Annotated in this window: 15 protein-coding genes and 1 riboswitch; of the genes, 5 read left to right on the top strand and 10 right to left on the bottom strand. The window is 67.5% G+C overall.

What is annotated here, in order from left to right:
* Positions 1-81: 81 nt before the first annotated feature.
* Positions 82-507, top strand: coding sequence for an organic hydroperoxide resistance protein (locus A9K58_RS13075; protein WP_065199731.1), 426 nt, complete (start codon positions 82-84; stop codon positions 505-507).
* Positions 508-739: 232 nt separating this feature from the next.
* Here the strand turns inward: A9K58_RS13075 and mmsB are convergent, their stop codons facing one another.
* Genes mmsB through A9K58_RS13100 form a run of 5 tightly spaced genes read right to left on the bottom strand, consistent with a single transcriptional unit; the run spans position 740 to position 6,279 of the window.
* Positions 740-1,630 (bottom strand): 3-hydroxyisobutyrate dehydrogenase, encoded by an 891-nt coding sequence (gene mmsB, locus A9K58_RS13080; RefSeq protein ID WP_065199732.1) that lies wholly within the window; start codon positions 1,628-1,630, stop codon positions 740-742.
* Positions 1,627-2,802 carry an enoyl-CoA hydratase/isomerase family protein gene (locus tag A9K58_RS13085; RefSeq protein ID WP_065199733.1) on the bottom strand — a complete coding sequence of 392 codons (1,176 nt, stop codon included), beginning with the start codon at positions 2,800-2,802 and terminating at the stop codon, positions 1,627-1,629. The genes mmsB and A9K58_RS13085 overlap by 4 nt, the downstream gene beginning before the upstream one ends.
* The gene (locus A9K58_RS13090) at positions 2,799-3,596 is read right to left on the bottom strand and encodes an enoyl-CoA hydratase (RefSeq protein ID WP_065199734.1); all 798 of its coding nucleotides are present in this window, start codon (positions 3,594-3,596) and stop codon (positions 2,799-2,801) included. Before A9K58_RS13090 ends, A9K58_RS13085 begins: the two co-directional genes overlap by 4 nt.
* Positions 3,593-4,747: an acyl-CoA dehydrogenase family protein gene (locus A9K58_RS13095; protein WP_475282634.1), complete on the bottom strand. Its 1,155-nt coding sequence runs from the start codon at positions 4,745-4,747 to the stop codon at positions 3,593-3,595. The genes A9K58_RS13090 and A9K58_RS13095 overlap by 4 nt, the downstream gene beginning before the upstream one ends.
* 26 nt (positions 4,748-4,773) lie before the next feature.
* On the bottom strand, positions 4,774-6,279 hold the full coding sequence (locus tag A9K58_RS13100; RefSeq protein ID WP_065199736.1) for a CoA-acylating methylmalonate-semialdehyde dehydrogenase: 1,506 nt from the start codon (positions 6,277-6,279) through the stop codon (positions 4,774-4,776).
* A 115-nt stretch (positions 6,280-6,394) separates the two neighbouring features.
* Here A9K58_RS13100 and A9K58_RS13105 point away from each other — a divergent pair, with 115 nt between their 5' ends.
* Complete coding sequence (locus tag A9K58_RS13105; protein WP_065199737.1) at positions 6,395-7,762, top strand: helix-turn-helix domain-containing protein; 1,368 nt, start codon at positions 6,395-6,397, stop codon at positions 7,760-7,762.
* A gap of 193 nt (positions 7,763-7,955) precedes the next feature.
* Here the strand turns inward: A9K58_RS13105 and A9K58_RS13110 are convergent, their stop codons facing one another.
* Positions 7,956-9,809: a patatin-like phospholipase family protein gene (locus A9K58_RS13110; protein ID WP_065199738.1), complete on the bottom strand. Its 1,854-nt coding sequence runs from the start codon at positions 9,807-9,809 to the stop codon at positions 7,956-7,958.
* 358 nt (positions 9,810-10,167) lie between these two features.
* Positions 10,168-10,401, top strand: a riboswitch (cobalamin riboswitch).
* 219 nt (positions 10,402-10,620) lie between these two features.
* Here A9K58_RS13110 and metE point away from each other — a divergent pair.
* From metE to pncA, 3 genes are all read left to right on the top strand, one after another.
* Positions 10,621-12,918: a 5-methyltetrahydropteroyltriglutamate--homocysteine S-methyltransferase gene (gene metE, locus A9K58_RS13115; protein WP_065199739.1), complete on the top strand. Its 2,298-nt coding sequence runs from the start codon at positions 10,621-10,623 to the stop codon at positions 12,916-12,918.
* Between the two features lie 65 nt (positions 12,919-12,983).
* Positions 12,984-13,655 carry an epoxyqueuosine reductase QueH gene (locus A9K58_RS13120; RefSeq protein WP_065199811.1) on the top strand — a complete coding sequence of 224 codons (672 nt, stop codon included), beginning with the start codon at positions 12,984-12,986 and terminating at the stop codon, positions 13,653-13,655.
* Positions 13,656-13,710: 55 nt separating this feature from the next.
* The gene (pncA, locus tag A9K58_RS13125; RefSeq protein ID WP_065199740.1) at positions 13,711-14,337 is read left to right on the top strand and encodes a bifunctional nicotinamidase/pyrazinamidase; all 627 of its coding nucleotides are present in this window, start codon (positions 13,711-13,713) and stop codon (positions 14,335-14,337) included.
* 98 nt (positions 14,338-14,435) lie between these two features.
* Here pncA and purU read toward each other — a convergent pair whose 3' ends face one another.
* The 4 genes from purU to A9K58_RS13145 form a co-directional block, all read right to left on the bottom strand.
* Positions 14,436-15,287, bottom strand: a complete 852-nt coding sequence (purU, locus tag A9K58_RS13130) for a formyltetrahydrofolate deformylase (protein WP_065199812.1) — start codon at positions 15,285-15,287, stop codon at positions 14,436-14,438.
* Positions 15,288-15,414: 127 nt separating this feature from the next.
* Complete coding sequence (locus tag A9K58_RS13135; RefSeq protein ID WP_081284061.1) at positions 15,415-16,515, bottom strand: NADH:flavin oxidoreductase/NADH oxidase; 1,101 nt, start codon at positions 16,513-16,515, stop codon at positions 15,415-15,417.
* A gap of 142 nt (positions 16,516-16,657) precedes the next feature.
* Positions 16,658-17,464: an NAD-dependent protein deacetylase gene (locus A9K58_RS13140; protein ID WP_065199741.1), complete on the bottom strand. Its 807-nt coding sequence runs from the start codon at positions 17,462-17,464 to the stop codon at positions 16,658-16,660.
* Positions 17,465-17,506: 42 nt separating this feature from the next.
* A complete protein-coding gene (locus A9K58_RS13145; protein WP_065199742.1) occupies positions 17,507-17,908 on the bottom strand; it encodes an acyl-CoA thioesterase in 402 nt (133 codons plus the stop codon).
* Between the last annotated feature and the right edge of the window lie 242 nt (positions 17,909-18,150).

Here is an 18,150-nt window from a genome sequence, read left to right on the forward strand (position 1 = left end):
ACGCTTTGCAACCCGGCGTACGCGAGAACCGGGCAAAGTACGCTCCAACGCAGCACCCACCCACCGACCAGGAGAATCCCGATGTCCATTGAAAAGGTTCTGTATACCGCCCAGGCCACCTCCACTGGCGGCCGTGAAGGCCGTTCCGTTTCCTCCGACAACGTGCTGGACATCCAGCTGTCGACCCCGCGCGAGCTGGGCGGCGCCGGCGGCCCGGGCACCAACCCGGAACAGCTGTTCGCGGCCGGCTACTCGGCCTGCTTCCTGGGCGCGCTGAAGTTCGTCGCCAGCCAGGCCAAGGTCGCGCTGCCGGCCGATACCACGGTGACCGGCAAGGTCGGCATCGGCCAGATCCCGACCGGCTTCGGCATCGAAGCCGAACTGACCATCAATGTGCCGGGCGTGCCGCGCGAGCAGGTGGAAGAGCTGGTGCAGAAGGCACACGTCGTATGCCCGTACTCGAACGCCACCCGCGGCAACATCGACGTGACGCTGGTCGTCGCCTGACGCGGTCGGGTCGGATCCCTTTCGCGATGCGAAAGGGACCCGACCCCAAAAAAATGGGCGGATGCCGGTCGAAACCGGGCATCCGCCCATCCCACCTCGGGTGGGCCCCGGCACGTGGCCGGGGACGCATTCGCTTCTGTAGCGCCGAGCCCATGCTCGGCTGATCCGTCCGGTGCTGGAACATCCGGCGGAAAAGCAGCCGAGCACGGGCTCGGCTCTACATATCCAAGCCTTATTTTTCGCTGGTAATCAGCTGCACGACGCTGGAGAAATCCAGCTTGCCGCGGCCGGCCTGGTGGTTCATCGAGTACAGGTTGCGGGCCAGTTCACCCAGTGGAATCGAAGCACCGACACCCATTGCCGCTTCCACCGCCAGGCCCATGTCCTTCAGCATCAGGTCGCTGCCGAAGCCACCGCTGTAGCCACGCGAGGCCGGGGCATTTTCCAGCACGCCCGGCCACGGGTTGCACACTTCGGTGGCCCAGCTGCGGCCAGTGCTGACCGCCATCATCTGCGACAGCACCTTCGGGTCCAGCCCGTGCGCCACACCCAGTGCGATGGCTTCGCCGGTCACCGCCATGATCACGCCCAGTGCCATGTTGTTGCACAGCTTGGCAACCTGGCCGGCACCGCTGGCACCGACGTGGAAAATGTTCTTGCCCATCGCCTGCAGCACCGGGCGTGCGCGTTCCAGCGCGTCCTCTTCGCCGCCGACGATGAAGGTCAGGGTGCCGGCCTGGGCCCCCGCGGTTCCGCCGGACACCGGCGCGTCGATCATCTGCAGGCCGCGTGCAGCCGCGGCTTCGGAGACCTTGCGGGCGCTGGCCGGCGCGATCGTGCTGCAGTCGATGACCAGTGCGCCGGCCGGAATCGCGGCGAGGATGCCGTCTTCGCCGAGGTACAGGCCTTCGACGTGGCGGCTGGCCGGCAGCATCGAGATCACCACCTCCGCATCGGCCAGGGTGTCACGCGCCGACGACGCTGCGCTGGCACCGGCGTCGACGGCAGCCTGCACCGCAGCCGGCACCAGATCGAACACGCGCACGCTGTGGCCGTTCTTGACCAGATTGGCGGCCATCGGGCCACCCATGTTGCCCAAACCGATGAATGCAATGCGGGTCATGCGAGGCTCCTTTCAGCAAGCGGGGTTCCCAGGTCGGCCAGCGGATGCGCGGCTTCGGCCCAGGGGGAAGCGAAGAAGGTGTCGGCCCACGCGCCGGTGGCTTCGGCCAGCGTGGCCGGGTTCCATGAAGGGTTGCGGTCCTTGTCGATCAGCAGCGCACGGATGCCCTCGGCGAAATCGCCATGGGCGGCGCAATGCAGGGCGGTGATGTACTCGAGGCGGTAGACGCTGGCCAGATCCTGGCCGGCGCTGCGGCGCTGCAGTTCGAAGGCCAGCCGTGCCGAGCCGGGTGCACCGGCGGCGAGGGTCTTCTGTGCGGCCTGCAGCCAGGCGTCATCGGTCTGCAGGCCGGCAATGCGCGAGACGATGGCCGGCAGGTCATCGCCTTCGCACAGCGCGTCGACCTGCGCGGCGTTGGCCAGCAGTGGGCCGGTAGCAGCGTCACTGGCGTGCGACTGCAGCAGATGGGTCAGGCGCTCGTGGTTGTGTGCGGCGTCGCCGGACCAGGCCACCTGCAGCAGCGCATCGAACACCGCACTGCGGCGATCTTCGGGCACATGTACATCGGCCAGGCCGGCGTAGATGGCATCGCCCGGGTTGAGCAGTGCGCCGGTCAGGGCCAGGAACAGGCCACCCTTGCCGGGTACGCGCGGCAGCAGCCAGCTTCCACCCACATCCGGGAACAGGCCGACGGTGATTTCCGGGAACGCCAGCTTGGAGCGCTCGCTGACCACGCGGTGGCTGGCGCCGGACATCAGGCCGATGCCGCCGCCCATCACGATGCCATGACCCCAGCACAGGATCGGCTTGGCGTAGGTGTGGATCAGGTAATCGACGCGGTACTCGACGTCGAAGAACTCGGCCGCGTAGCCGTTTTCGCGGATATCGCTGCGGCCAGCCTCGCGGAAGGCAGCCATGCTCCTGTACAGGCTGTGCAGGTCGCCGCCGGCGCAGAACGCCTTTTCACCGGCGCCCTGCAGCACGACCATGGCGATGCCGTCGTCGTCGGCCCAAGCGTTCAACTGCTTAAGCAGCAGGTGCGCCATCGGCAGCGAGAAGCCGTTGAGCGTGCGCGGCGCATTGAGCGTGGCGATGCCGATGCGCGTGCCGTTGCCGGCCGCGCGCTCTTCGAACAGCACCGGTGCGTCATCGGCAGCGGTGTCGGTACTCATGCGTTCTTCCACTGTGCAGCGCGCTTTTCCAGGAAGGCGGTCACGCCCTCGACCTGGTCGGCGGTGTCGAACAGGTCGACGAAGGCTTCGCGCTCGGCCACCAGCGCCGAGGCGTGGGTGCCGGTGCGGGTGGCCTGCACCAGGGTCTTGCAGGCGGCGATGCTGGTCGGGCTCTGCCTGCCGGCCTTCTTTGCCCACTCGAGGGCCAGCGCCTTGGCTTCGCCCTTGCCGACCTTTTCTTCGACCAGGCCAATGCGCAGTGCGGTCTCGGCATTGATGCGCTCGCCCAGCAGGATCATGCGCTTGGCCCAGCCTTCGCCGACCAGGCGCGGCAGGTTCTGGGTGCCACCGGCGCACGGCAGCAGGCCGACGGTGGCTTCCGGCAGTGCGACCTGGGCGTGGTCTTCAATGATGCGCAGGTCACAGGCCAGCGCGCATTCCAGGCCACCGCCCATGGCGTATCCGTTGATCGCGGCAATCGACACGCCGCGGAAACCGGACAGCGCCTCGAAGGCTTCACCGAAGCGGCGCGCGGCCTCGCGTGCGGCGGCCTTGTCGCCGGAGGCGAACTGGTTGAGGTCTGCACCCGCGGAGAAGAACTTCTCGCCGTCACCGGTGATCACCAGCGCGTAGATGTCGCGATCTGCGTTGAGCGCGCCGACCACGTCGCGCAGCGCCGACAGGCTGTGCACGGTCCAGGTATGCGCCGGCGGGTTGTGCAGGGTGACCACGGCGGTGTGGCCATCGGCCTCGACCTTCAGGCCCACGTGCTCCTGGGTACGCCAATCCTTCATCGCAGTTCCTCTTCGGTGTTGAGCAGGTGACGGGCAACGATCACCCGCATGATCTCGTTGGTGCCTTCCAGGATCTGGTGCACGCGGCAGTCGCGCAGCAGGCGCTCGATCGGGTATTCGCGGATGTAGCCGTAGCCGCCATGGATCTGCAGCGCTTCATTGCAGATGTTGAAGCCCGCATCCGTGGCGAAACGCTTGGCCATCGCGCACCACACGTTGGCATCGCTGGCACCGGCATCGAGCTTGCGTGCGGCGGTGTGCACCATCTGCCGGGCGGCCACCAGCTGGGTGACCATGTCGGCCAGCTTGAACTGCAGCGCCTGGAACTCGGCCAGTGCCTTGCCGAACTGGCGGCGCTCGCCCATGTAGCGGCGCGCGGCATCCAGCGCACCCTGCGCGGCACCCAGCGAGCAGGCGGCGATGTTGATGCGGCCACCGTCGAGCCCCTTCATCGCCAGCTTGAAGCCGCCGCCTTCCTCTCCCAGCAGGTGGCTGACCGGCACGCGGACGTTCTCGAAGGTGATGCCACGGGTGGGCTGGCTGTTCCAGCCCATCTTCTCTTCCTTGCGGCCGAAGCTGATGCCCGGCAGGTCCGACGGCACTGCGATCGCGCTGACACCCCCTGCGCCGGCTCCGCCGGTACGCGCCATGACCACCAGCAGCTCGGTGGCACCGGCACCGGAAATGAAGGCCTTCGAGCCGTTCAGCACGAAGTGGTCACCGTCGCGCACGGCGGTGGTCTTCAGCGAGGCCGCATCGGACCCTGCGCCCGGCTCGGTCAGGCAGTACGAAGCCAGCTTGAGGCCAGCGGCGAGGTCATTGCCCCACGCATCGCGCAGCGACGGTTGGCCCCACTGGGACACCATCCACGAGGCCATGTTGTGGATGCTGATGTACGCCGCGGTCGACGGATCGACGTTGGCGAGCTCCTCGATGACGACGGCGGCGTCCAGCCGGCTCAGGCCGCTGCCGCCCACTTCCGGGTCCATGTACAGGCCGCAGAAGCCCAGTTCACCGGCCTTGGCGATCGCCTCGCGCGGGAAGATGCCCTCCGCATCCCACCGCGCGGCGTGCGGCGCCAGTTCGGCCAGTGCGAAGTCGCGCGCCGCCTCGCGGTACGCCTGCTGTGCTTCTTCCAGTTCCGTCGTCATCGAGTGGCTCATGGTGGCTCCTGCCGTTACTTCAGGCTGATCGTGGTGTTGACGCCGTGGCTCAGCGTCTCGTCATCGAACCAGCGCGCGGTGACCGTCTTGGTCTGGGTGTAGAACAGCACCACCTGCTTGCCGTACGGACCCAGGTCGCCCAGCTTGGACGCACGCGAACCAGTGAAGGAGAACAGCGGCACCGGCACCGGGATCGGCACGTTGATGCCGACCTGGCCGACATCGATGTCTTCCTGGAACTTGCGCGCGGCGGCGCCGGACTGGGTGAACAGCGCGGTGCCGTTGCCGTTGGGATTGCTGTTGACCAGCGCGATGGCGTCTTCCAGGGTTTCCGCCTCAAGGATGACCAGCACCGGCCCGAAGATTTCTTCCTGGTAGATGCGCATGTCGGTGGTGACACCGGCAAAGATGGTCGGGCCGACGAAGTTGCCCTTCTCGAAGCCATCCACCTGCGGCTTGCGTCCGTCCAGCACCAGCTGGGCGCCCTGCTCCACGCCCGAGGCGATCAGCCCTTCCACGCGCTCGCGGGCGCTGCAGGAAATGACCGGGCCGACGTCGGTGCCGGACACGGTGCCGGCGCTGACCTTCAGGGTCCTGGCCTTTTCGACCAGATCCTGCACCCAGTTACGTGCTTCGCCGACCAGCACCAGCGTGGAGGCGGCCATGCAGCGCTGGCCCGCAGCGCCGAAGGCAGCACCGACCATCGCGTTGAGCGTCTGTTCCTTGTTGGCGTCCGGCAGCACCACGGCGTGGTTCTTGGCGCCCATCATGCACTGCACGCGCTTGCCGGCCAGCGAGGCGCGGTTGTAGACGTGGGTGCCGACGCGGGTGGAACCAACGAACGACACGGCCTTGATGTCCGGGTGGTCGCAGATCGCGTTGACCACCTCCTCACCACCGTGGACGACGTTCAGCACGCCCTTGGGAATGCCGGCTTCCAGCGCCAGTTCAACCAGGCGCATGGTGACCATCGGGTCCTGTTCGGACGGCTTGAGGATGAAGGTGTTGCCGGTGGCAATCGCCATCGGGAACATCCACAGCGGGATCATCGCCGGGAAGTTGAACGGGGTGATGCCAGCGCACACGCCCAGCGGCTGCATGATGGTGTAGGTGTCCACGCCATTGGCCACGTTGTTGGCCAGCTCGCCCAGCTGCAGGTTGCCGATGGCGGCGGCGTGCTCGACCACTTCCAGGCCGCGGAACACATCGCCTTCAGCGTCCGGCAGGGTCTTGCCCTGTTCGGCGGTGAGGATGTGGGCCAGCTCGCTCATGTGCTCGCGGATCAGCTGCTGGTACTTCAGGAAAATGCGCGCGCGGGTGCCGATCGGGGTCTTGCGCCAGGTCTTGAAGGCTTCCTTGGCGGCAGCGACGGCAGCGTCCACTTCGCTGGCGGTGGCGAACGGCACCTGGGCCAGCACGTCCTGGGTGGCCGGATTGATCACGTCCTGCCAGTGGGAGGTAGCCGATTCAACGAACTGGCCATCGATCAGCATGCGGATACGGGGCGCTGCAACAGTCATGACGACAATCCCACAGGGTGCGAAAGATGCTTGGCATTATTCACAGCATCCACCTCGCTTTCCGGGCTGAATCCGCTTAATCTGGCCAACACGCCAGACGATTCATGTTAATTCTGTGAATTATTCATCCACCCAGCGGCAACTTGGGCTGCGCCTGCTGCGGCTGCGCGAGCAGCGCGGGTACAGCCAGGTGGAGCTGGCACGGGCGCTGGGGCTGTCGGCCAGCTACCTGAACCAGATCGAGCGCAACAAGCGCCCGCTCACCCCGGCCGTGCAGAAGAAGCTGGGCGAGGTATTGGGCGATGTTTCCTCGCTGTTCGACGAGGATGAGCCCGCTGCCCTGCAGGAGGCGCTGGGCGAGACCCTGCGCGACCTGGGCCTGGCCGAGGTGAGCGCCACCGAGCTTCGTGCCCTGGCCGGCAACCTGCCGCAGGTCAGCCGCGCACTGCTGGACCTGCATCGCCGCCATCTGGCACTGCGCGAGCATGCCGCCGCGCTGGAATTCCAGCTGGGCGAGCCCGGCGCCGGCAGCACCCTGCCGGCCGGCGACCAGGTGCGCGACTTTTTCAACCGCATGCACAACCACATTCCCGAACTGGACGAATTGGCCGAACGCCTGTTCGCCGAGTGGGGGCTGTCGCCCGGGCACGTGGCGCCGCGGCTGCGCCAGTTGCTGGCCGACCGCCATGGCGTGCTGGTGGAAGTGGCCGTGCTGCAGGCTGGGCGCGAAAAGCGCCAGTACGATGCCGCTGCACGGCGGCTGTGGCTGCCGGACTACCTGGAGCCAGGCCAGCAGGCATTCCAGATGGCCGCCGAGCTGGCCCTGCACGGCTACCTGCCGCAGATCGATGCGGTGGTGGCACGTGCCGGCTTCACCGATGAGGCACGCATCGCACAGGCCCGCATCGGCCTGTCGAACTATTTCGCTGGCGCCCTGGTGATGCCGTACATGCGCTTCCTGCGTGCGGCCGAGGCCAGCAGCTACGACATCGAGCTGCTGGCGCACCAGTTCGGCGTGGGCTTCGAGGCGGTCTGCCATCGGCTGAGCACACTCGCGCGGCGCAGCGCGCCCGGCCTGCCGTTCTTCTTCATCCGCGTGGATCGCGCCGGCAATGTGTCCAAGCGCCATTCGGCAACCGATTTCCACTTCTCGCAGGTAGGTGGATCGTGCCCGCTGTGGATCGTCTACGAGGCCTTCAACCAGCCCGGGCGCATCCTTACCCAGACCGCACGCATGCCCGACGGCCGCCGTCATTTCTGGCTGGCGCGGCAGGTCAGCAGCGGGCCGGTGGGCCATGGCCAGCCGCGCAAGACCTTCGCGGTGGCACTGGGCTGTGACCTGCAGCATGCCGAACGTCTGGTGTATTCGCTGGGGCTGGATGTGCAGAGCCCGGGCAATTCGGTGTCGATCGGCCCGGGCTGCCGGGTGTGCCCGCGCGAGGACTGCATGCAGCGCGCGTTCGCGCAGTTGCCGGGGCGGTAGGGCGGGTTCGGCAGGGCTGCGCCCTGCACCTGCGGTAGTGCCGGCCGCTGGCCGGCAACCTCAAAAGCAACAGCGGGCTTTCCGTGGGATGGCGGGGTGGGTCCACGTCATGCGTGGATGCTCTTCGATGAATGTTCGAAATATTCGATTTCGATGGGGTCCCATCCACGCATGGCGTGGATCTACTACCGGGTCAGTAGATCGGCGTTACCTTCATCTGCGGCAGCGGTCGCGGTGCACCGTCGGTGAGGTCGGGGCCGAGGTCTTCCCAGGTACGTCCCTGCTCGACCATCAGTCCCCACAACTGCTGCGAGGCGAGCCGCTTGTCTTCCGAACTCAATTTGTACGAGGGCGGCGCCGGTTCACCGGTGGCGACCATTGCGTACGCCGCGCGGTACGCCAGCACCTGCTGCGCCGGGTCATCGGTACGCGCCACTTCCAGCACGTAGCGCTGGTAGGCCGAAGCCAGGTTGCGCCAGCGGATCCAGTAATGGTTCTCGAACGAGAACGCACAGAAGCGCGCGCCCGCCAGGCTGCCCTTGTCGGCGATGCGGGCCAGCACCTCCTGCGGCATGTCCAGGTTCATGCCTCCTTCGTCACCCTGCAGGCTCACGTGCACGATACGGTCGCGATAGCCCGGTGCGCGTGCCTGCAGCAGATCGCGCCAGTTCTGCATGGTGGCCACCACCGCGAACAGGAACCTGCCCAGTTCCCCCGCCGCCAGCGGCGCAGCGATGGACTGGTAATGGCGCTGCCAGCCATGGCGGTTCCCGGTGGGCAGGAACACCGCCTGCTCCAGCGCCTGGCGGCCCCGGCTGCTGTCGCCGGCATCCTCGACGTGCTGCGGATACACCAGGTTGATGGCGAAGGTCGGCCAGCGCGGCAGCGCCGCATCGAACAGGTGAATCGGGAAGTTGCTGGCGATGCCACCATCGGAGAACCAGCAGATGCGGAAGGCCGTGATCACCGGCCCGAAGGACTGGCCGGCATTGGTCAGGCCTTCCATGCTGTCGGCCACGTTGTGTTCGGCGTCGGCCTCCGCCACCGCCGGTGTGGGCTCCCAGCGGCGTTCCCGGCGCGAGGGTTCGTGCAGTGGCACCGCGCTGATCAGCAGCGGGAAGCTCAGGCTCATGCGCGTAGCGACCAGTACCGGCAGCTTCGGGCCCTGCGGCAGATGGTAGTAGCGGCGGCCCTCCACCTCCAGCGGAGGACCGGCCTGCTGCACCAGCCACTGCACCACGCAGTCGGGGAACAGTTGCTCGAACTCCTCGCGCAGGAACCAGAACTGCGCGCCGCCCAGCGGCAGCGTACGCGGCTCGTTGTGCGAAACGCAGGTGGTGATCATCTGCAGGCTGATCGCGTGCGGGCTGTGGGGCTCTCCCTCGTAACGCGGCGCATTGTGCAGGTCGGCGAAGGTCAACGGTGCGTCCAGTGGCTTCCCCGAGAGTTGCTGCAGGCAGGTGTGCAACCACTCGGTAAGGGCGGGCCTGCGCGCGTCGCGGCCGAGGCCGCTGCACAGGCCCAGCAGGTTGCGGCGCGCCACGCGCGCCACGCGCAACGCCGCACCCGCCACGCCGGCGCCGTAGGCGCACAAGAGCGACGGCAGCAACGTGGCAGCCACGCCACTCCAGCCGCCTCCCCACCCGCCCAGGCCCAGCAGCAGCAGCAACGACACCAGTACTTCCAGCGGTGCGATCTGGAACACCGCAACAGCCAGGCACAACAGCTTGCGTGGCAGGCCGGCCTTGCCGGTCAACACCACCAGCAGGCGATAAGCCGCGTGGGCTCCCCGCGCAGGCTGGAACAGGCTGTAGATGAAGCCCCGCCGCGACAGCTGCGCCGACACCGCCGACAGCCCGCCATAGCCGGCACCGTCGGGCAGCGGCTCGCCAGCCTGCTGGCGACGATCGCCGCAGGCTGCGGCCGCGGCCACCGCCGCAGCAATGGCACCCGCCGACGTCCCGCCGATGTTCTTGAACCGGTACTGCTGCGCCAGCGCCAGTACCGCATTGGGATACACGATGCCGCTGGTGATGCCTCCCTTCATGACCAGATCGCAGTATTTGTCTGCCACTGTCCTGCCCTCGCATGAGCTGCTGATCGGTGCAACGCCGCCGTTCTGTCTCTGTGCAGATGCGGAAGAGACGACACTCGCTGACGCTATAAGCTCAGTATGGCCGGAAGGCTTCTCATGAACTGAGAACACGGCCCGGGCTTGGCGCAGCATGCGGCAGGTCGGCACGCATTTGACGCTCAGCGTGGCACCGGCGTTCGCGCCAGCGCGTAGGACCGGCAGGGCCAGCCCCGGTCGCCCATCACTGCAACCGGCGGCACATTCCGGCGATGCACACGATGCCGGGCTTCGATTCTTCACCCGCGGCCCTTGACCCCCGCTGGCATTCGGCCTACCTTGTGCGGGCCGAAGGTATCCATCGCTTCATGCAGATGAAGGGATGGATTTAAACGGGAATCCGGTGAAGGCGCCCCCCAGGTGCCCATTCCGGAGCTGCCCCGCAGCGGTGAATGGAAACGAATCCTGCCAACAGCACTGGGCGCTCGCCTGGGAAGCGGCAGGGAGTAGGTGGGCCTTCCGGCCTGTGTCCATCAGCCCGAATACCGGCCCCGGCCGGGGGACACGTCCGTCCCCTGATTCGACCTGGACTCTCCGCGGGGAGGGCACCGGGGCCACTGCCGTCCTGCACCTGCAGGCCGCATGGCCGCGTGCGCCCTTTTCACGGCATCCGGTTCGCCCGCGGGGGCGAAGGTCGCTGGCAAGGCGTTCGTGGGCCGGCAGCGGCACGCGTCGCCCTGCGGTTCCTTCGTTCCTCAATGCCGACATGCAATGAGGACACGCTGCAATGACCACTGTTACCAACCTGGGCTTTCCCCGCATCGGCGCCAAGCGCGAACTGAAGCGGGCGCTCGAACGCCACTGGGCCGGCGAAGACGATGCCGCCACTCTGCTGGCCACCGCCGCAGGGTTGCGCGCCCGGCACTGGCAGCTGCAGATCGAGGCCGGGGTGGATGTACCGCCGAGCAACGATTTCAGCCTGTACGACCAGGTGCTGGACACCGCCTGGCTGTTCGATGCCATTCCCGAGCGTTACCGCGCGCTGGCGGCACGCGATCCGCTGGCCGCCTACTTCGCCGCCGCCCGTGGCCTGCAGCGCGATGGCATCGACCTGCGCGCGCTGGAGATGACCAAATGGTTCGACACCAACTACCACTACCTGGTACCGGAACTTCATGCCGGGCAGGCCTTCGCACTGCGCGGCGGCAAGCCGCTGGCCGAGTTCAACGAGGCCAGGGCGCTGGGCATCCACACCCGCCCGGTACTGTTGGGCCCGGTCAGTTTCCTGCTGCTGTCCAAGACCACGGATGGCAGCGCCGCGCTGGACCTGCTCGACGCACTGCTGCCGGCCTATGCCGAGCTGCTCGGCAAGCTGGAGGAGGCCGGCGCCGACTGGGTGCAGCTGGATGAACCAGTGCTGGTGCAGGACCTTGATGCCGAAGCGCGGGCGGCCTTCGAGCGCGCCTATGCCGTGCTGGACACGGCCAGGCGCCCGAAGCTGCTGGTCGCTACCTACTTCGGCGCCCTGGAGGACAATCTCGCACTGGCTGCCGGCCTGCCGGTGGAGGGCCTGCACGTGGACCTGGTACGCGCGCCGGAGCAGCTGGATGCGCTGCTGAAGGCCCTGCCCCCGGAGCGCGTGCTCTCGGCCGGCCTGGTCAACGGCCGCAACATCTGGCGCACGCACCTGGACAACGCGCTTGTCCTGGCCCGTTTCGCACAGGTGAGCCGGGGTGCCGACAAGCTGTGGCTGGCGCCGTCATGCTCGCTGCTGCATGCCCCGGTGGACCTTTCGCTGGAGAAGAAGCTTGATGACGAGCTGAAGGGCTGGCTGGCATTCTCCAGGCAGAAGCTGCAGGAACTGCGCCTGCTCGCCGATGCACTGGATGGAAAGGCCGGGGCTGAAACGGGGCTGGCAGCCAACCGTGCCGCGCTGGACGGCCGGCGCCGCTCGCCGCGCGTGCATGACCCGGCCGTGGCCGCGCGCCTGGATGCACTGACTGCGGCCGATGCGCAGCGCCACAGTCCTTACCCGGAACGACGTGCAGTGCAGCACGCCGCACTGCAGCTGTCGCTGCTGCCGACCACGACGATTGGCTCCTTCCCGCAGACACTGGAGGTCCGCGAGGCACGTGCGAAACACAGGTCCGGCAAGCTCGGCCTGGACGAGTACGAGGCATTCCTGCAGCAGCAGACCGCGCACGCGGTGCGCGTGCAGGAAGAACTCGGCCTCGACGTGCTGGTGCACGGTGAATTCGAGCGCAATGACATGGTCGAGTACTTCGGCGAGCAGCTGGAAGGCTTTGCCTTCACCAGCAATGGCTGGGTGCAGAGCTACGGCTCGCGCTGCGTGAAGCCACCATTGATCTTCGGCGATGTCAGCCGCCCCCGGCCGATGACGGTGCGCTGGTCCAGCTACGCGCAGTCGCTTACCCGCAAGCCGATGAAGGGCATGCTGACCGGCCCGGTGACCGTGCTGCAGTGGTCGTTCGTGCGCGACGACCAGGAGCGCGATGTCACCTGCCGGCAGATCGCGTTGGCACTGCGCGATGAAGTGCACGACCTGGAGGCAGCCGGCATTGGCGTGATCCAGGTGGACGAACCGGCCATTCGCGAAGGCCTGCCGCTGCGCCGGGCGCAGTGGCGCAGCTACCTGGACTGGGCAGTGGAATCGTTCCGCATCAGTACCAGCGGCGTGCGCGATGCGACCCAGATCCACACCCATATGTGCTACTCCGAGTTCAACGACATCATCCATTCCGTGGCGGCGATGGATGCCGACGTGATCTCGATCGAGACCTCCCGCTCGCGCATGGAACTGCTCGATGCCTTCGTGAAGTTCAACTATCCCAACGAGATCGGCCCGGGCGTGTATGACATCCACTCGCCGCGCGTACCGGACACGGCCGAGATGGTGGACCTCCTGCGCAAGGCGCTGGCCGTGCTGCAACCCGGGCAGTTGTGGGTGAACCCGGACTGCGGCCTGAAAACCCGCGGCTGGCCGGAAACCCGGGCCGCACTGCAGGCCCTGGTGGCAGCCGCTGCGCAGCTGCGTGCCGAACATGAAGACGCCCACGTGGCCTGACTGTTTCCTCTCCAACCCGATGCACGGGCCGCCGCCGTCGCCGGCGGTCCGTGCGGTACCTGATGATGACCCAGTTCCAACGTCCCCTCCTGTCCCTGCCGGCCGATGGCAAGCGCCTGCTGCTGCATTCGTGCTGCGCGCCGTGTTCCGGCGAGGTGATGGAAGCAATCACCGCCTCCGGAATCGACTACGCAATCTTCTTCTACAACCCCAACATCCACCCGGTAAAGGAGTACGAGCTGCGCAAGCAGGAGAACATCCGCTTCGCCGAGCAGCACAACATCCCATTCATCGACTGCGACTATGACACCGACAACTGGTTCAGCCGTGCCCGTGGCATGGAGAACGAACCCGAGCGGGGCATCCGCTGCACGATGTGCTTCGATATGCGTTTCGAGCGTACCGCGCTGTACGCGCACGAGAACGGCTATGACACCATCAGTTCGTCGCTGGGCATCTCGCGCTGGAAGAACATGGCGCAGATCAACGCGTGCGGCATCCGTGCCGCCTCACGCTATGACGGCCTGCAGTACTGGGACTACAACTGGCGCAAGGGCGGCGGTGCCAGCCGCATGATCGAGATCAGCAAGCGCGAGCAGTTCTACCAGCAGGAATACTGCGGCTGCGTGTACTCGCTGCGCGATGCCAACCGCCATCGCCGCGAGAACGGCCGCGAGCGGATCCGGATCGGCCTGCTGTACTACGGGCAGGACGCTGGGACGCCGCAGGATGATTGACGTGTGACCATGGGGCGGCCACGCTGGTCGCCCCTTCCGTTGTGCCGGACCTGCGATGACCGCCCTGCCCGCCGATGTCGCCCTGCTGGTGATCGACCTGCAACCGGACTTCATGCCCGGTGGCGCCCTGGCCTGCGACCAGGGCGATGCGCTGGTGGCCCCGATGGCAGCGCTGCTGGCCCAGCGACGCTACTGCACGGTCGTGGCCACGCAGGACTGGCATCCGGCCGACCACGCATCATTTGCCAGCCAGCATCCCGGCAAGCGTCCGTTCGAGACCATCCTGCTGCACGCGCAACCGCAGACCCTGTGGCCGGACCATTGCGTGCAGGGCAGCGCCGGTGCCGGCCTGCACCCGGGCGTGGACTGGACCGTGGCCGACCTGATCCTGCGCAAGGGCACGCGCCCGCAAGTGGATTCGTACAGTGCCTTCCGCGAGAACCATGGCCCCGACGGCGAGCGCCCGGCCACCGGCCTGGCCGGCTGGCTGCATGAGCGCCGCATCCGCGAAGTACACGTGTGCGGCCTCGCCCGCGACTACTGCGTGCTGTGGAGTGCCCAGGATGCTGCCAAGGCCGGCTTCCGGGTGAAGTTCCTGTGGGACCTGACCCGGCCGGTAACCGAAGCCAACGACGCGATGGTGCGTGAGGCGCTGGGCAAGGCCGGGATCGCAATCATCTGAGTTGCCCTGTAGAGCCGGGCCATGCTCGGCTCATCCGCGAGGCACACGGCATTGGACCGAAGAGCAGCCGAGCATGGCTCGGCTCTACAGAACGTCGCCTAGCGGAACACGACTGTGCGGTGCCCGTTGAGCAGGATGCGGTGCTCGACATGGCGACGCACCGCGCGCGCCAGTACCAGCGACTCGGTGTCGCTGCCCAGCCGCACCAGCTCGCGCGGTGTCATCGCGTGGTCCACGCGGGCCACGTCCTGTTCGATGATCGGGCCTTCGTCCAGGTCCTCGGTAACGTAGTGCGCGGTGGCGCCAATGATCTTGACTCCGCGCGCGTGCGCCTGGTGGTACGGCTGCGCGCCCTTGAAGCTGGGCAGGAAGCTGTGGTGGATGTTGATCGCGCGGCCGGCCAGCGCGCGGCACAGCGCCGGCGACAGGATCTGCATGTAACGGGCCAGCACCACCAGGTCGATGCGCTCGCGCTCGACCAGGTCGATGATCTGTTGTTCCTGGACCGCCCGCGTCTCCGCTGTCACCGGCAGGTGGTGGAACGGTACCTGGTAGGACGCAGCCAGCGGCGCGAAGTCGGCATGGTTGGAAGCGACCGCAGCGATATCCACCTTCAGCTGCCCGCTGTGGGTGCGGAACAGCAGGTCGTTGAGGCAATGCCCCTGCTTGCTGACCAGCACCAGCAGGCGCGCGCGGCGGCGGCCATCGTGCAGCTGCCAGTCCATGCCGAAACCTTCGGCGAGCGTGGCCATCGCGGCGTGCACGGTCTCCAGCGGAAGGCTGGCGTCACGGTCGAAATGCACGCGCAGGAAGAAGCGGCCGCTTTCCTCGTCGCCGAACTGCTGGGCGTCGAGGATGTTGCAGCCATGGTCGAACAGCAGGCCGGACACGCGGTAGACGATACCGGTACGGTCGGGGCAGGACAGGGTAAGGATGGAATCGGGGCGCATCGCGCGAGTGTAAGGCAGCGGGCGGCAGGCCTGCATGGGTCGGCTGCTCATCGATGCAGGCGCGCCGCCACCTCAGGATCGGAACCGGCGCCCGGTCGTGCGGACTGGCGCCGGCCGGGCCTGCACCTCAGCGCGCCTTGAACACGCCGCGCGCCTGGCGCGGTTCACAGCGCAGGTACTGCGGTGCCGGTACCACGCTGTCACCCAATGCGGCGGCGGCATGCCACGGCCACCGCGGGTCGTAGAGGATGCCGCGCGCGAGCGCTACCGCATCGGCATGGCGGTGGCGCAGGATGGACTCGGCCTGCTCGGGTTCGGTGATCATGCCCACGGCGATGACCGGCATGCGCACCTTGGCCTTGATCGCCGCGGCGAACGGTACCTGGTAGCCCGGGCCCACACTGATTTTCTGCTTCTCGTCCAGGCCGCCGCTGGAGACATGCAGGAAGTCGCAGCCGCGGGCCTCCAGCACCTGTGCCAGCGCTTCGCTCTGCACCACGTCCCAGCCGCCGTCGACCCAATCGCTGGCGGAAATGCGCACGCCCACCGCGACCTTGGCCGAAACCGCCGCGCGCACCGCATCGAACACCTCCACCAGCAGCCGCAGGCGGTTTGGCAGCGAACCGCCGTAGCCATCGCTGCGGCGGTTGCTCAGCGGCGACAGGAACTGGTGCAGCAGGTAGCCGTGCGCGGCATGCAGTTCGATCAGCTCGAAGCCCAGTCGCTCGGCACGCACGGCGCTGGCAGCAAAAGCAGCAATGATCCCGGCGATACCCGCCTCGTCCAGTTGCTGCGGTGCCGGATCGACGGCACGGAACGGCAGGGGCGAGGGCGCCACCGTCGTCCAGCCACGCGGATCATCGGCCGACAGCTGGCCACCACCGTCCCACGGACGCTGCACCGAGGCCTTGCGCCCGGCATGGCCCAGCTGGATGCCCAGCGGCATCGGCGACCAGCGACGGATGCTGGCCAGCACCTGGGCCAGCGCGGCCTCGGTGCCGTCGTCCCACAGGCCGAGGTCCGCCCAGCTGATTCGACCGCGGGGTTCGACCGCAGTCGCTTCCAGGATCATCAGGCCGGCGCCGGACTGCGCCAGGTTGCCCAGGTGCATGGCGTGCCAGTCGCTGGCACGGCCATCTTCGGCGGAGTACTGGCACATCGGCGCGATGACGATGCGGTTGGACAGGGTCAGGGGGCCGAACGAGATCGGCGAAAACAGCTGGCTCAAGACGGTGGTGAACGACGTAGGGGGATGCGTATTGCACCGCTGCGCGGCTCCCGGATCAACCATCTGGATGGATCGCTGTTTCGCAGCCGATCATGCAGCCGAGCGCCGAACAGCCCCTTGTAGAGCCGAGCCCACGCTCGGCTCAGCCCGCCACCCACCCGGCCAACGCCTCGGCGCAGTCCCGCTCATCCTTGAACACCAGCAGGTCGTCGGCGCGGGTGCGGCCGCGGTTGAGTGCCGCCACCGGCAACCCGGCCCTGGACGCGGCCTGCACGAAGCGGAAGCCGGAATAGACCATCAATGAAGAGCCGACCACCAGTACGGCATCGGCCTGTTGCAGGTGCTCATGCACCGCCGCCACCCGTTCACGTGGCACGTTTTCGCCAAAGAACACCACGTCCGGCTTCAGCAGGCCGCCGCAGGAAGGGCAATCGGGCACCACGAAGCGCGAGAAATCGGTCTCCAGGTCGGCATCACCGTCCGGGGCGATGCCGGCCTCCAGCGCGTCCCAGCCGGGGTTCGCATCCAGCAACCGCTGCTGGAACTCCTCGCGCCCACTGCGGCGTTCGCAGCCCATGCAGCGCACGAGATCCAGGCGGCCATGCAGGTCGATCACGTTGTGGCTGCCAGCGCGCTGGTGCAGGCCGTCCACATTCTGGGTCAGCAGCAGCTGCAGTTTCCCGCGGCTTTCCAGCGTGGCCAGGGCCTGGTGGGTCGCGTTGGGGCGAGCCCGGCCGAAGCGCGGCCAGCCCACCAGGCTGCGCGCCCAGTAACGCTGGCGGGTAGCCGCTTCACCCATGAACGCCTGGTAGGTCACCGGCGGCGTGCGCTTCCACTGGCCGTTGGCATCACGGTAGTCGGGAATGCCAGAAGCGGTGCTGCAACCGGCGCCGGTCAGCACGAACAGGCGCCGGGCGCGGTCGATGAAGTCGGTCAGCGGCAGGGTCATGGCGCCCAGATGGGGACGCCGGGGCGCCCCCGCAAGCCGGCATCAGGCCGCCGGCAGCGGCGGTACCGCGATCGGGTGGCCTTCCTCGTCCAGCGCGATCATCACGAAGTGGCCGCGGGTGCACAGCTTGCGCTCGCCACTGTGCAGGTCTTCGGCGATCAGCTCCACCTCGACCTTCATCGAGCTGCGGCCGACCTCGACGATGCGACCGATGGTTTCCACCATCTGGCCGATACGGATCGGCAGCTTGAAGTCGACCTGGTCGCTGCGGGCGGTGACCACGGTACGGCGCGAATAGCGCGCGGCGGCCAGGAACGCGGCCTTGTCCATCCATGCCAGCGCCTGGCCGCCAAACAGAGTGCCGAGGTGGTTGGTGTGGTTGGGAAAGACGATTTCGGCCATGCGCACTTCGGTGGGCGGCACGGTCTCGGGGGTCGGGGTCATGGCAGGGCTCGCGGTGGGGTCCGGCAATTTTAAGCCACGCCCCCGTGCAGGCGACGCTACGCTGCACGGGGGCACCACCCGCGCAACGGCGACGGCCCCGTGCAGGCGCCGTCGCGGGTGCTCGGCTAGGCTGTGCCCGGCCCCGGGTCAGCGTGAGGAGCCGGAAGCGTTGGACCGGCCGGCAGCAGAGCAACAAAAAACCCCGGCGTCGGCCGGGGTTTCTCGTTCCGACAGACCTGACC

Source organism: Stenotrophomonas maltophilia, from assembly GCF_001676385.1.
Taxonomy (GTDB): Bacteria; Pseudomonadota; Gammaproteobacteria; order Xanthomonadales; family Xanthomonadaceae; genus Stenotrophomonas; species Stenotrophomonas maltophilia_J.

Bases quoted from the DNA above. Each gene is read 5' to 3' on its own strand.
- A9K58_RS13100 (WP_065199736.1), bottom strand. From the start codon at position 6,279: ATGACTGTTGCAGCGCCCCGTATCCGCATGCTGATCGATGGCCAGTTC.
- A9K58_RS13140 (WP_065199741.1), bottom strand. From the start codon at position 17,464: ATGACCCTGCCGCTGACCGACTTCATCGACCGCGCCCGGCGCCTGTTC.
- mmsB (WP_065199732.1), bottom strand. From the start codon at position 1,630: ATGACCCGCATTGCATTCATCGGTTTGGGCAACATGGGTGGCCCGATG.
- A9K58_RS13095 (WP_475282634.1), bottom strand. From the start codon at position 4,747: ATGACGACGGAACTGGAAGAAGCACAGCAGGCGTACCGCGAGGCGGCG.
- A9K58_RS13090 (WP_065199734.1), bottom strand. From the start codon at position 3,596: ATGAAGGATTGGCGTACCCAGGAGCACGTGGGCCTGAAGGTCGAGGCC.
- metE (WP_065199739.1), top strand. From the start codon at position 10,621: ATGACCACTGTTACCAACCTGGGCTTTCCCCGCATCGGCGCCAAGCGC.
- A9K58_RS13085 (WP_065199733.1), bottom strand. From the start codon at position 2,802: ATGAGTACCGACACCGCTGCCGATGACGCACCGGTGCTGTTCGAAGAG.
- purU (WP_065199812.1), bottom strand. From the start codon at position 15,287: ATGCGCCCCGATTCCATCCTTACCCTGTCCTGCCCCGACCGTACCGGT.
- A9K58_RS13145 (WP_065199742.1), bottom strand. From the start codon at position 17,908: ATGACCCCGACCCCCGAGACCGTGCCGCCCACCGAAGTGCGCATGGCC.
- pncA (WP_065199740.1), top strand. From the start codon at position 13,711: ATGACCGCCCTGCCCGCCGATGTCGCCCTGCTGGTGATCGACCTGCAA.
- A9K58_RS13075 (WP_065199731.1), top strand. From the start codon at position 82: ATGTCCATTGAAAAGGTTCTGTATACCGCCCAGGCCACCTCCACTGGC.
- A9K58_RS13110 (WP_065199738.1), bottom strand. From the start codon at position 9,809: ATGAAGGGAGGCATCACCAGCGGCATCGTGTATCCCAATGCGGTACTG.
- A9K58_RS13120 (WP_065199811.1), top strand. From the start codon at position 12,984: ATGACCCAGTTCCAACGTCCCCTCCTGTCCCTGCCGGCCGATGGCAAG.